The sequence below is a fragment of the Longimicrobium terrae genome, from assembly GCF_014202995.1.
In the GTDB taxonomy this organism is placed as follows: Bacteria; Gemmatimonadota; Gemmatimonadetes; order Longimicrobiales; family Longimicrobiaceae; genus Longimicrobium; species Longimicrobium terrae.
Genome location: NZ_JACHIA010000003.1, coordinates 514156 through 526819 on the forward strand (window position 1 = coordinate 514156; position 12664 = coordinate 526819).

Genomic DNA, 12664 nt, shown 5'->3' on the forward strand with positions numbered 1-12664 from the left:
CATCAAGCCACGGCTCGTTCTCGTGAGCAACGGCCTCAGGCGGATGAGGTTCGGCCGGAGGCGCCACAATCGCGGGGGATCAGACGGCGGCGCGCCTGCGTCGCTTCCAGTCCAGCTCAACCATGATGCGGCGCGTGATTTCGCCGTTCCACTCCACGCGCAGGCCATGATCCCTGAGCGTGCTCACCACGTCGCGCGCAACGGCGAGCGGTGCGTCTTCCGTGTCGGCAACCGCGCCGTAGGAGAGGTAGATGCCGCCACCCTCCACGGCGGATTCCGTGTCCTGCATGTGGTAGAAGACGTAGCCGCGAACGTGGGGGATGATGTCGTTCACGGCCTCCACCTCCGCCCAGATCTCCGCGGACCCGCAGTTGTTGCAGCAGGCGAAGTTCTCGCGGCAGACGATTCCGCCGTCCTCCAGTTCCGCGAAGGCCGCCTCCAGACGGTCGTTGTCCGTGGTCTCGGGCCACGTCGCCTCCTCGCGGGCGTGCGCGGCCAGCAGCCCGGGAAGCATGCGCTCCGCCTCCGCCTGTACGACGTCCCGGTCCAGCTGGCCCTCGAACACGTCGCCCGCGGCCTCCACGATCTCATCGGGATCGCTGAAGCCCGCGGCAATCTCGCGCACCAGCCACTCGCGAAGATCGTCCAGCCCCTCCCCTGCCGACGCCTCCACCGCCGGCTCGGGCGGCGGCGGGCGCTCGCCAGAAAACCAGCTGCGCAGGAGTGACATCATCCCATCCGCACTCATGGCCTCTCCAATCGAAAGCTCACCAGGATTGAACCGCGGTCGCGGACGAGAACATCACGAACCATGCTCGCACCCGCGTTGGCGCGTTCGGCACGCTGTCGTTCCGGCGGGAAGCGCGCCGATCAGTTCGCGCCTGCCGCGAGAGCTTCGCGCGCCTCGGCGATCTGCGCGGTGTGGCGCTGCTCGTGGCGGGCGCTGAGAGCGAGCCACTGGTACAGGTTCAGAGGCCCGAACCGCGGGTGCGGCCGGCTGAGCCCGCTCAGGTCGTACCCGTCGGCCTGCTCCATTGCCGCCAGCAGTTCGCCGCGCGTGCGGGCCAGCCCGGCCTCCAGTTCCTCACGGCTGATGCCATGGGTGGGCCGCACGAACTCGGGCGCGGTAATGCGCTGCGTGCGGTCCAGAACGGGCAGATGCTCCACCATCGACAACACGGACTGCTCCGGCGCGGGATCCTTGGGCAGCCCGTCCGCGATCGCCGGGAGCGCGAGCTTGGACAGCATGCCGATCATCCCGCTCTCGATCTTGGAAACGTGGTGCATCACCTCGCCGACGGACCACGAATCCGGCTTGGGCCTGGCGTCCAGTTCCGCCTGCGAAAGGCCCTGCACGGCCGCCAGCAGCCCGCGCCGGGCCTTGTCCAGCTCGCCGGCGATTTCCTGCATCTTGGGCGTCATTCGCTTTTCATCAGAAGAATGGAGGATTTCAAAGCCGCGATTCACGTCTGCGGCGAGCGGACGCCCGAGGCCGGAAGCGCGACGGCACGGTCGAGATGTTCGGCGTGGCGGTTCCGCCAGAGAATGGTGGAGAACCCGGCCAGCGCCGGTGCGCCAAGAATGGCCCAGATCGCCATCCGGGAAAAGAGGCTCTCGGGATCACCCGCGCTGCTCACCGTCTTCCAGAACCAGGCGACGGAAACCGCCCAGATGAGCAGAAGCAGCAGAAAGCCATAGGACGAGCGGAACGCGGTGACGAGCTGCCGGAACAGCCATCCCGCGGGGTCGCCGAGAACGGCGTTCAGCACCGGCAGCACGAACAGAAAGAGCACGTCCGCAAGTGCATACGACAGATAATCCATGCTGCGGCTCCGGATCGGGGATGTTCGGCAGGCCATCTCGGGCCGGACCTGACCGGGACGGCTCGCGTCAGTACGCGCTGCGCCGGAACCAGCGCGGCGGAGCATGATTCCGGTCCCGCCACACCAGTGTGGAGAGCATCGCCAGCGCAGCCGACCCGAACACCGAGATCACCGCAAACGCCATCTGGAACCCACCGTCCCCGGTCGTCCCCATCTTCCAGCCCAGCCAGAACCATCCCACCGACACCAGCCAGACGACCAGCAGCACCCGTCCGCCTGCCGGAGAACGCAGCGCACGGCCGAGCGGCGCAAACAGCCTGTCCAGCGGGTCGCGGAGTACTTCGCCAGCGGCCTCGGCGGCCAGCCAGCACACAAACTCCAGAAGAACGTGCCCCAGGATTCCCATGCGCTCACCTCGCGGAGGAGGAACTTTCGTTCCTCCTCCTACGATGCCCGGCGTCCCGGGTTTCGGGGGCGCCGGCTCAGCCGCCGAGTTCCTCCGCCAGATCCACGTAGCGATCCAGTGAATCCGGCGCGTGGCGGATGCGATCCAGGCCGGCGGTGTCGAACTCATCCAGCCCCCGCTTGGCCTTCACGCCCAGCAGGCGCAGCGCGGGGTTGATGGCGGTGACCGACGGATCGGCGGGCGCGTGCCCGCGATACACCTGCGCCCACTGCTCGCCCACGCCGCCGAAATAGTCGGTCGCGATCACGGAAAAGAGCGGCTCGCGGCCCGTGATGCGCTCCATCAGCACGCTGATCACGTGTTCCCGCGGAAAGATCAGCGACGGCGGAAAGACGCCCTCCAGATCACCTTGAACCCCCAGCGTTTTCTGCCAGCACGCGGTGTAGTAGTGCGTGATGGGGAACAGCGTCAGATCGTCGCCCAGCGGAATGCCGGCCAAGTCGAACGTCGCCGCCGCGGCCGCGTCGAATGGGCCGCGCAGGACGATTGCGCAGATGGAATGCGACATCGTCCGGGCGGATCAGGCCGTGGCGGACGCGTCCTGATCCGGCTGCGCGTTCATCGAGTAGATCTGGATCAGGTTGCCGACGGTGTCGTCAAAGATGGCGATCGTCACGGGCCCCGCGGCCATCGGCGGCGTGCGGAACATGACACCCTGCTGCTGCAGGCGCTCGTGCTCGGCGTGCACGTCATCCACCAGGAACGCGGTCATCGGGATGCTCTGCTCGCGCAGCGCGGCCTGAAACGCGAGCGCGGCGGGGTTGCTGTTGGGCTCCAGCACCAGTTCCACGCCGTCCGGCGCCTCGGGCGAAACGACCGTGAGCCAGCTGAACTCGCCCATGGGGATCTCGGCCTTCTTCTGAAAGCCGAGCACTTCCGTGTAGAAGCGCAACGCCGTTGCCTGATCCGCCACGAAAATGCTGCTGAGTTGAATGCGCACGGTCCGCCTGAGTTGGGGGTTGATGGGCCGCATCGGCCGGCGGCGAGGGGCACACGGTAATCACCGTTTGCGCACCGGACAAGGCTGATGATTTTCGCCTCCCGTCTCGCGCCACGGCGGGATCAGGGCGTGCGTTCAGCGGATGATGGATGCGGCCGCACCCCGGGCGGGATACGTGTGGATCGACAGGATGACGCTGATGGATCAGCCCGCGCGTACGCCGCCGGACTCGCGCGCACGGCGGGCCATGCTGCGGATTTCGGGATTGGCGATGACGCGGGCGCGCTGCCCCTCCGCCGTGGCCTGGATCATGGCCAGGCCGAGGTCCTGCCCCGCGACGTACAGCCCGGCGAATGGGCGCAGCAGGCGGAACGCGGGGCGGAGCGCCTGCAGGTAGCGCGGCGCGTTGGGCGAATCCTCGCCGTCGATGAACGCCGGCCGCCAGCACACCGCGCCGAACTCGTCCATCAGATCCTGCTCCGTCTGCGCCTTGACCCGCGCCCACATCATGCGGCTGTCGAGCGCGGCGCCCTGCCCGCTGATGTAGTGGAACGCCGCGTCCGGGCTGTGGCGCCGCAGCATGCGCGCGGCGGCGAGCGCAAAGTCGTGCGTGATCGTGCGATACTCCGCCTCGCCCGGCACCTGCGTGGCCGAGATGCCCAGGCACCAGAAGCACGCATCCACGCCGGCGAACGCGTCCTCGATCGCCGCATAATCCAGAAAGTCGCCGTGGATGACGACGCGCAGCTTGGCGTGCGCAAACGCCAGCGGCCGCCGCGCCACCGCCCGCACCTCGCTCACCGCGGGCGAGGACGCGCACGCCCGCACCACGCTCCCGCCCGCCGCCCCCGTCGCCCCGAACACCAGAACCTTCATCGCCGCCCTCCCGGGTTGGCCCGCGCGTTTCTTACTTCCCCCCGATCGAGAATATCCCGTTTGCTTCCTAGACGTGCCGCGTCAAGGTATACAGCTCAAATCTCCGCACGGCATCCAAGGTGTTCAAAGTCTGTAGTACAAAGGAGCCGTCGCCAATAAACAGGAATAGGGACGTCGCAACTGCGCCGCCCCACAGAGAATGACCGATCAGAGAGGTTTATGGGGAAGGCGTCAAGATACCAGCCGTGCACTCTTCTGACACAAACAGAGCACTAAGTGCTGCGCCAGTAATGCCCCGTGGAGCATCGACAGACATGATCGGGATCTGATGCTGGTGGGCGAGAGCGAGTTCAAGCTTCACCCATTCCGATCTATCATACTTCGGCGTGACAATGGCAAGTACTAAGGACGCACTCCTTAGCATTGTTAGGACATGACGCTGATGATCTTCACCTGGATTGTGCAGCAGATCGATGTAAGGATCACCAAACTCCCGCAAATACGAATCGAGTGCGACCAGCGTCGCACGATCCAAGACGTTATCCCGAAGAGTGTAGCTGACGAAGATTCTCACGCTTACCTGCTCGGCGAATTAGCTGCTATCCCCCCGACTGAATATAACGTGCCAAGCCCGAGCATGATGATGAGGAGGAGGACGTAGAACAGCATTGAACCGTTGAAAGCGGCATGAAAGGATCTTTGTACCACATTCCAGTTCTCGCGTTCTTCTGTTAAGGGCATCCCGACCCCAAGGACAGTCACTTTCTGTTTATCACGATCGGCAATGTGCTCCGCAAGCTTCTTCATCTGTGCGCGAAGCTTCTCCTGATAATAATAGCTCTGGCCATCAAGCATCCAAAAGAACAGAGTAATGACCCCACCTCCCACGAAGAGAGAGGCGTCAAGTTGCCTGTTCGTGAACGTGGTCACGAGAGTGCTGGCTGACACCAAGACAGTCGCGCAAAGCTTCTTGATCTCAAAACAGTTTCCGCTTAGCTGCAGAACAGCTTTGTGCAGTTGATCAATGCTGATTTTGTCCAGTTCGTCTTGACCGCTTTCCGGCTGCATTGAATGTCTCCATACGCCCGTTGTGGATTCCAAATAGTGCGGGAAGAAGGAAGCAAATCCTCCTTCCCGCGTTAACTGGATCAGACCAGCGGCATGGGCTTGGGCTCAGCGCCCGAGTAGTCGTAGAAGCCCTTACCCGACTTGCGGCCGTAGTAGCCCAGCGAAACCATCCGCTTGAGCAGCGGCGGGCTCGCGTAGCGCTTTTCCTTGTACTCGTCGAACATGATCCCGCCGATCTTGTCGAGCGTGTCCAGCCCCACGAAGTCGCACAGCACGAACGGCCCCATCGGGTAGCCGGTGCCCAGGCGCATCCCCTTGTCGATGTCTTCCGTGGTGGCCACGCCCTGCTCCAGGCAGCGGATGGCGTCCATCATGTACGGCACCAGCAGCAGGTTGACCACGAAGCCCGAGTTGTCCTTGCAGACGATGGGCTCCTTGCCCAGCGACCTGGCGAACTCGAACGCCGTGTCGAACACCTGCGCGTCGGTGGCGATCGTCTTCACCACCTCCACCAGCTTCATCACCGGCACGGGGTTGAAGAAGTGCAGCCCCACCATGCGCTCCGGACGCTTGGTGGCCGCGGCCATGTCGGCAATGGTGAGCGACGACGTGTTGCTGGCGAAGATGGTGTCGGGCCCGCAGACGGCGTCCAGCGTGCGCCACATCTCGTTCTTCATCGCCAGGTCCTCGACCACGGCCTCGATGATGATGTCGCAGTCGGCGAGATCTTCCAGCTTGGTGGTGCCGCGCAGCCGGCCGACGATGGCGTCGCGGTCCTCCGCGGCCATCTTCCCCTTTTCCACCGACTTGCCCAGCTGCTTGCTGATGCCGCCGATGCCGCGCTCGCACAGCTCGTCCGAGACCTCGCGGACCAGCGTGTCGTATCCCGCCGCGGCGCACACCTGCGCGATTCCGCTGCCCATGAGCCCGCAGCCCAGCACTCCGACCCGCTTGATCTCCGCCATCCTGGTCTCCTTATGAGTTGTGCGACCCGTCCGCGAAGGACGGGGATTGGGTTGATCGATGATCTTTTCGCGTCAGCGCTGTTGCGCGCAGGTTCCGCGGCCGGGCTGTCCGTCGCCGCCGCCCATGATGTGCACGGGCCACAGGTCAGGATCCCTGGGCTGCACGTCGATGCACAACTGGTCCCCCGTCGCCCTGCGGATGACGGGCGGGTGGAACCAGCGCAGCGGAACGGGCTCCCATCCCGCGGTCCGCAGCTCGTCCCACGTGGCCGCGTACCGGCCGTTCTCCAAGCGGTAGACTTCCTGCAGCGTCCGCGCCTGCTTGAGCAGCGGTCCCACCTCGGCCGAGCGCGCCTCCGCGGGCGGCCGGGAGGGCTGGGGCGCCAGCCGGAGCTCCCCCTGCCCGTCCCGCGGCGCAGGAGGAGGACGCGGCCCCTCGAACTCGGGAGGCGGCGCCAGCCGCGACGGCGTCCCTGAAGCGCGGACCACCGTGCCTTCCGCTGTCCGCTCCGCGCGCCGCAGCGTGAGGCAGCGCGCCGGTCGGTCCGTTTCGCACAGGCGCAGCGTGTTTCCGTCGCTCGACACGCTGTAGTCTCCGGGGACGCTGCCCGTGTAGGGGAACTCGATCAGCATGCGGTCCGGCGTGACGAACTGGTAGCGGCCCATCACCCGGGCCGGCCAGCGGTACAGCAGCACGGTTCCGTTGCCGAACAGCTCCACCGATTCTCCGCCGCCGGTCCAGAACCCGCTCACCAGCTCCGCCCCCGCCACGGTCGGAATTCCCGTCACCGCGGCGACCGGCAAAGGCGCGTCCGGCGCGGACTCCTGCGCGCGCGCGTCGCGCCCGCACGAGGCGAGCGGCGCGGCCAGCAGCAGCACCCCTGCGGCGGCGGCCAGCGACCGGCGGCTCACGAACCGCCTGCGGGCCGCCCGGGACCGGACCCTCCGCGCCCGCCTCCGAACCCGAAGCCGCCGCCCGGACGGGGCGCCCCGGGCTTTTGCCGCGGCTGCGGAAGACGCAGTTCGTTGTGCTCCAGCCGGTCCAGAAACGATTCCAGCTTGTCCTGCGCGCTGCCGCGGACCGCGCCGTAGATCCCCCGCACCGCCGCGACCGAGCCGGCGAACACGGGAAGTCCAACGAGCGCGAGCGGGTCGATGATGGGCGTGGCGAGCGCGAACGCCGCGATTGCCGCCCCCAGCCCGCCGCCGATCCCCACGCCGGCCCCGGCGGTGCCCGCGCGGACGCCGCTCATGTCGACGGAGACCTCCACCAGTGCGCTGTCCTCATCCAGCGCGTACACGCCCACGTCCAGCTGCACCAGGTCCAGCGCGCGGTGCGAGGCGCCGAACTTCTGCGCGGCGCGGCCCAGCGCGGCGCCCACCCCGGTGGCGCGCACGTAGCGCGTGCGGTCGGGAAAGCGGCGCTGCACCACCATGTACTCCACCCGCTGCAGGTACTCTTCCAGCAGCATTCCCACTTGCGCGGCGGGGCGGCGGATGGTGCGCGACGCACGCGCCTCGCCCGGCCCCATCACGCGGGCCAGGGTGCCGCGCTCCGCCGGGGGGCGGGCGCGGATGTCGGTGATGGCGCGCCGCACGGTGACGGCGTCCAGCCCCAGCTCCTGCCCGATGCGGATGACCTCGCCCTCGCTGATCCCCTCGTCCGGCGTACCGGCCGCCGACTGGATCTCCACGGCGCGGCGGATCACCGCCTCCAGCTGCTGGCTGGAGAGGAGGCGGGCCGGCAGGTTGCCGCCGCCCGGAGGGCCCGGAGGGCCCGGAGGGCCCGGAGGCCCGGAAGATCCGCTCGCGTCGCTCATCGAAAGAAAACAGAAGTGCCAGAAGGACAGTGCCCAGGATCAAGTGCCCAGTGCCCAGGTTCAAGCGCCCGGCTGCTGGGCACTCCGGCACTGAGCACTGGGCACTCTCCTTTCCTTACGCCTTGGGGAACGCCTCGACTACGAGGGCGATGCCCTGCCCGCCGCCGATGCACGCCGTACCCAGGCCGAAGCGCTTGCCCTGGCGACGCAGCTCGTGCAGAAGGTGCACGGTGATGCGCGCGCCGCTCATCCCCAGCGGGTGGCTCATGGCGATGGCGCCGCCGGACACGTTGGTGCGCTCGCGGTCCAGGCCGAGTTCCTTTTCCACCGCGCAGTACTGCGACGCGAACGCCTCGTTGACTTCCACCAGGTCCATCTGGTCCACGCTCATCTCCGCGCGCTTCAGCGCCAGGCGCGAGGCCGGCGCAGGACCGATGCCCATGTGCTTGGGCTCCACGCCGCTGATGCCCCAGGAAACCAGGCGGCCGATGGGCTGCAGGCCGTTTCGCTGCGCGTACGCCGCGTTGGCGATCACCACCGCCGCGCCGCCGTCGCCGATGCCGCTGGCGTTGCCGGCCGTCACCGTGCCGCCTTCCTTGAAGTACGGCTTCAGCTTGCCCAGGCTTTCCATCGTGGTCTCGGGCCGCATGTGCTCGTCGCAGGCGAACAGCGTTTCGCCCTTGCGGCTCTTGAGCGTGATGGGCGTGATCTCGGCGTCAAAGCGCTTCTGCTCGCACGCCACGCCGGCCAGCTGCTGGCTGCGGAAGGCGTACTCGTCCACCTGCTGGCGGGTAATGCCGTACTGGTCGGCCAGGTTCTCCGCCGTCACCGCCATGCTGCAGCCGGCGAACGGGTCGGTGAGCGCCTCCCACAGCGCGTCCTCGTAGAACTTGCCGGCGGGCCCCAGGCGCTGGTCGCCCCACCGCGCGCCGCGGATCACGTGCGGCGCCTGGCTCATGCTTTCGGTGCCGCCGCAGAGCGCGACTTCGGCCTCGCCCAGCATGATCTCCATGGCGCCGCTGATGATGGCCTGGAATCCCGAGCCGCACAGGCGGTTCAGGGTCAGGGCGGGCGTGTCGATGGGGAGCCCGGCCTTCAGGCCGATGTGGCGCGCCAGGTAGATGGCGTCGGCCGAGGTCTGCAGCGCGTTGCCAAAGACCACGTGGCCCACGTCCGCGGCGGGAATGCCCGCTTCTTCCAGCGCGGCCTTGGCGGCGAAGGTGCCCAGGTCGGTGGCGCTGAAGTCCTTCAGCGAGCCGCCGAAGGTGCCCATTCCCGTCCGCGTGGCGGAGAGAAAGACGATGTCCGTATCCTTGCCCTGCGTTGCCATGTTCGGATCGACCTCGTGCGTCGTTTGATGAACCGCGCCGGATGGGTAGCCCGGCAGAATATCCCGCCGGAGCGCGGCGCGTCAAGCCGATTTCCGCCGGTCCGCGCTGAGCGCGATTCACTTTCGCAATGGCGGATTGGCATCCTGCCGCACCCGGAGCCATGCAACAACGGAATCACGCAGAGCAGCAGAGGAGCAGAGACAGCCTTCCCTTCTCTGCTCCTCTGCTGCTCTGCGTGAGAAACCCTTTCCAGCTATCCCGCGCTGCCTGACGTGGGGACGCTGGACAGGAACCGGCTGATGGCGGCCGCGATCCGGGGGAGGTCGGCGTCGTGCAGCTCGTGGCCGGTACCCTCCAGAACCAGCAGCTCCGCCCCCGGGATCTGGCGCGCGATCCCCTGTCCGCTGGCCAGCGGAAGGATGGGATCTTCGCTGCCGTGAATGACCAGCGTGGGCGCGCCGATGTTCCGCACGTCCCAGCGCGCATCAAGCTCGCCCGCGATCAGCGCGTGGTTGAAGGCGCTCTTGATGCTGCTCGTACGATCCAGTTCCCGTCCAATCCGCTCCCGCTCGCGATCTTCATCAAACGGATGCGCAGAACCCGCGGAGAGCCGGGCCGTCGTCAGCATGAAGGCGGTGACGGCGTCGCGATCCGTCCAGTCCACGCTCCCCATCGTCCCGAAGTGCTCCATGAACCGCGGGTCGATCCCCGCCCCGTCCTCCTCTCCCCCGTTCAGCGGCTCGGAGGCGATCAGCGTCAGCGAACGGACGCGCTCCGGGTGACGGACCGCCGCCATCTGCGAGATGAGGCCGCCGAGCGACATGCCGGCCAGATGCGCGGAATTCAGCCCATACGCGTCCAGGACGGCGATCAGGTCATCGCACAGATCGGCGACGGAATAGCCGGAGGCGCCGGGCGGGTTGGTGGTGCTGCCACCCGTGTCGCGCAGGTCGTAGCGGATGACGCGGCAGCCGGCCGCCACGAGCGCATCCACAAAGCGTGGCGGCCACCACTCCATGGACGCGGTCGCGCCCATCGAGAGGACGATGGTTTCGGGATTGCCGGCACCCGCCTCCGCGGTGGCGATCCGGATGCCGCCATGGTGGATGACGCGCGTTGTCACTCGCCCCTCCATCCCGTCTGCCGCAGCGCGTCGTACAGCGAGATGCCGACGGCCGTGGACAGGTTCAGCGAGCGCGCGACGGGACGCATGGGGATGCGGATGCAGCGCTCCGCGTCGGCTTCCAGCAGATGATCGGGAAGGCCGCGCGACTCGGGGCCGAACAGGAGCACGTCATCCGCCGCGAACTGCACGTCCCACAGCGTGCGCTCGGCCCTGGTGGTCAGCATCCACACGCGCCGGCCCGCCGTCGCCGCGGCGAAGTCCTCCCACGCGTCGTGGCGGTGCCAGTCCACGTGCTCCCAGTAGTCCATCATGGCGCGCTTGGCCTTGGGATGCGCGAACGACCATCCCAGCCGCCCGATCAGGTGCAGCGGCGATCCCGTGGCGCCGCACAGCCGCGCCACGCCGCCCGCGTTTCCCGGAATCTCCGGCTCATACAGCGCTACATCCATCGTGCGATCACCATCTCCGTCGTCCATTCGGCTCCGCGGGCGCTCCACACCGGCGCGCGGCGGATGGGTGGACGGGCAATCTCGCGCGGGCGGATTGCACCGACAAGCGATCCGTCTGGCGGGATGAGTGTACCAGCGTCATCAGGCGGTTGATGGCGCGACAGTTTGCGCCACCGGCCGCGATCAGGCGCCGCGCACGGGCCGCCGATCACACCCGAATGTCTGGATGAAGCAGATGCCGGATCGCACCCCGTTTTCCGTACTGGACCTGGCGCCCATCGTGGAGGGCGGCACCGCCGGACAGTCGATTCGCAACTCGCTGGACCTGGCGCAGCATGCCGAGCGCTGGGGCTACAACCGCTTCTGGCTGGCCGAACACCACAACATCCCCGGCGTGGCGAGCGCGGCCACGTCCGTCATCATCGGCCACGTGGCGAACGGAACGTCCACCATCCGCGTGGGCGCGGGCGGCGTCATGCTGCCCAACCACGCGCCGCTGGTGATCGCCGAACAGTTCGGAACGCTGGCGGCCCTGTACCCCGGCCGCATCGACCTGGGGCTGGGCCGCGCGCCGGGGAGCGACCAGGTGACCGCGCACGCGCTGCGGCGCACGCTAACCACCAACGGCGTGGACACGTTTCCCGACGACGTGCAGGAGTTGATGGCGTACTTCGACGAGCCGGTGCCCGGCCAGCGGGTGCGCGCCATCCCCGGCGCGGGTGAGAAGGTGCCGGTGTGGATTCTGGGAAGCAGCCTGTACGGCGCGCAGTTGGCCGCCGCGCTGGGGCTGCCGTACGCCTTTGCCTCGCACTTTGCGCCGGCGATGATGATGCAGGCCATCCAGGTGTACCGCGACCGCTTCCGGCCCTCGGAACAGCTCGACCGGCCGTACCTGATGCTGGGCTTCAACGTGTTCGCGGCGGATACGGACGAGGAGGCGCGCTTCCTGATGTCGTCCATGCAGCAGGCGTTCGCCAACCTGCGGCGCGGGCGGCCCACGCCTTTGCAGCCGCCGGTGGACAACTACGAGGAGCAGCTTGCCCCGTTCGAGCGGGCCATGCTCAGCGAGGTGCTCTCGTGCACGGCAGTCGGCTCGCCGGAAACGGTGCGTGCCAGCCTGTCGTCGTTCATCGCCCGCACCGGCGCGGACGAGCTGATGATCACGTCGCAGATCTACGATCACGCCAAGCGCCTGCGCTCGTACGAGATCACGGCGCAGGCCGGCGAGTCGCTCGCGGCCGCGGAGTCCATCGCCGCGGACTGACGGGCGGAAGTATGATCGCGGTGAGGTGAGCGTTGAGATGGGAGGATTAGGCGCGCCGGACGATGGGCATGATCGGGCGACGAGCAGCATCGGATGATCGAGTGACCGAGCAGCGTCGGATGATCAGCAGCGTCGGATGATCAGCAGCGTCGGGATCGGAGTAGCGTCGGCCAGGTGCAGTCCCGACGAAAGATGCCATTGGGGAAGCCGGATTGGAGTTGGCCGCAGGCGCCGTCGAGCGAATGAATCCTCCGCTCACACAGCGGTAAGCCCCGACACATGGCCGCTGTCGCGTCCATGTGTCGGGGCTTCAACCGACCCGGCGGCCGGTTCCGTGAAGACGACGAGGCGCGCGTGTCGTGGCCGTCGGATCGGAAGCAGACGGGCATCGGGCGCAAGCGACCTAGTCCAGCATCCAAATGAACAGAGCGCCGGTCCCACGAAGGGCCGGCGCTTTTTCGTAGCCGATGGCGGGCCGCACGGCAGGCCGGCGGCGCAGGCAATCATCCGGAAACAGCGGCTTGCCTTTGCGGACA

16 protein-coding genes are annotated in these 12664 nt (G+C 67.5%); 1 reads left to right on the plus strand and 15 read right to left on the minus strand.

All coding sequences use genetic code 11. The features are described 5' to 3' along the window. Positions 1 to 79: 79 nt before the first annotated feature. From HNQ61_RS08330 to HNQ61_RS08400, 15 genes are all read right to left on the minus strand, one after another. Positions 80 to 730: a DUF6891 domain-containing protein gene (locus tag HNQ61_RS08330; RefSeq protein WP_170039827.1), complete on the minus strand. Its 651-nt coding sequence runs from the start codon at positions 728 to 730 to the stop codon at positions 80 to 82. Between the two features lie 140 nt (positions 731 to 870). Next, positions 871 to 1422, minus strand: a complete 552-nt coding sequence (locus tag HNQ61_RS08335) for a DinB family protein (protein ID WP_170039828.1) — start codon at positions 1420 to 1422, stop codon at positions 871 to 873. Between the two features lie 41 nt (positions 1423 to 1463). After that, positions 1464 to 1823, minus strand: coding sequence for a hypothetical protein (locus HNQ61_RS08340; RefSeq protein WP_170039829.1), 360 nt, complete (start codon positions 1821 to 1823; stop codon positions 1464 to 1466). A gap of 67 nt (positions 1824 to 1890) precedes the next feature. Beyond that, positions 1891 to 2229 (minus strand): hypothetical protein, encoded by a 339-nt coding sequence (locus HNQ61_RS08345; protein WP_170039830.1) that lies wholly within the window; start codon positions 2227 to 2229, stop codon positions 1891 to 1893. A 76-nt stretch (positions 2230 to 2305) separates the two neighbouring features. Then, the gene (locus HNQ61_RS08350; RefSeq protein WP_170039831.1) at positions 2306 to 2797 is read right to left on the minus strand and encodes a hypothetical protein; all 492 of its coding nucleotides are present in this window, start codon (positions 2795 to 2797) and stop codon (positions 2306 to 2308) included. Between the two features lie 12 nt (positions 2798 to 2809). After that, entirely contained in the window at positions 2810 to 3229 is a 420-nt protein-coding gene (locus tag HNQ61_RS08355; protein WP_170039832.1) for a VOC family protein, read from the minus strand. Between the two features lie 204 nt (positions 3230 to 3433). Further along, positions 3434 to 4105 carry an NAD(P)H-binding protein gene (locus HNQ61_RS08360; RefSeq protein ID WP_170039833.1) on the minus strand — a complete coding sequence of 224 codons (672 nt, stop codon included), beginning with the start codon at positions 4103 to 4105 and terminating at the stop codon, positions 3434 to 3436. Positions 4106 to 4322: 217 nt separating this feature from the next. Continuing rightward, the gene (locus HNQ61_RS08365; RefSeq protein WP_170039834.1) at positions 4323 to 4679 is read right to left on the minus strand and encodes a TIR domain-containing protein; all 357 of its coding nucleotides are present in this window, start codon (positions 4677 to 4679) and stop codon (positions 4323 to 4325) included. Positions 4680 to 4681: 2 nt separating this feature from the next. Continuing rightward, positions 4682 to 5173, minus strand: coding sequence for a hypothetical protein (locus tag HNQ61_RS08370; protein WP_170039836.1), 492 nt, complete (start codon positions 5171 to 5173; stop codon positions 4682 to 4684). Between the two features lie 80 nt (positions 5174 to 5253). Then, on the minus strand, positions 5254 to 6138 hold the full coding sequence (locus HNQ61_RS08375) for a 3-hydroxyacyl-CoA dehydrogenase family protein (protein ID WP_170039838.1): 885 nt from the start codon (positions 6136 to 6138) through the stop codon (positions 5254 to 5256). Between the two features lie 72 nt (positions 6139 to 6210). Continuing rightward, on the minus strand, positions 6211 to 7050 hold the full coding sequence (locus HNQ61_RS08380; RefSeq protein WP_170039840.1) for a hypothetical protein: 840 nt from the start codon (positions 7048 to 7050) through the stop codon (positions 6211 to 6213). After that, positions 7047 to 7958 carry a hypothetical protein gene (locus HNQ61_RS08385; RefSeq protein ID WP_170039842.1) on the minus strand — a complete coding sequence of 304 codons (912 nt, stop codon included), beginning with the start codon at positions 7956 to 7958 and terminating at the stop codon, positions 7047 to 7049. The genes HNQ61_RS08380 and HNQ61_RS08385 overlap by 4 nt, the downstream gene beginning before the upstream one ends. Before the next feature lie 115 nt (positions 7959 to 8073). Then, a complete protein-coding gene (locus HNQ61_RS08390; RefSeq protein WP_170039844.1) occupies positions 8074 to 9288 on the minus strand; it encodes an acetyl-CoA C-acetyltransferase in 1215 nt (404 codons plus the stop codon). Between the two features lie 254 nt (positions 9289 to 9542). Next, complete coding sequence (locus tag HNQ61_RS08395; protein WP_170039846.1) at positions 9543 to 10412, minus strand: alpha/beta fold hydrolase; 870 nt, start codon at positions 10410 to 10412, stop codon at positions 9543 to 9545. Beyond that, positions 10409 to 10891, minus strand: coding sequence for a tRNA (cytidine(34)-2'-O)-methyltransferase (locus tag HNQ61_RS08400; RefSeq protein ID WP_205762194.1), 483 nt, complete (start codon positions 10889 to 10891; stop codon positions 10409 to 10411). Before HNQ61_RS08400 ends, HNQ61_RS08395 begins: the two co-directional genes overlap by 4 nt. 208 nt (positions 10892 to 11099) lie before the next feature. On the opposite strand from HNQ61_RS08400, the gene HNQ61_RS08405 reads away from it, so the two are divergent. Next, positions 11100 to 12128 carry an LLM class flavin-dependent oxidoreductase gene (locus HNQ61_RS08405; RefSeq protein ID WP_170039848.1) on the plus strand — a complete coding sequence of 343 codons (1029 nt, stop codon included), beginning with the start codon at positions 11100 to 11102 and terminating at the stop codon, positions 12126 to 12128. Positions 12129 to 12664: the final 536 nt, after the last annotated feature.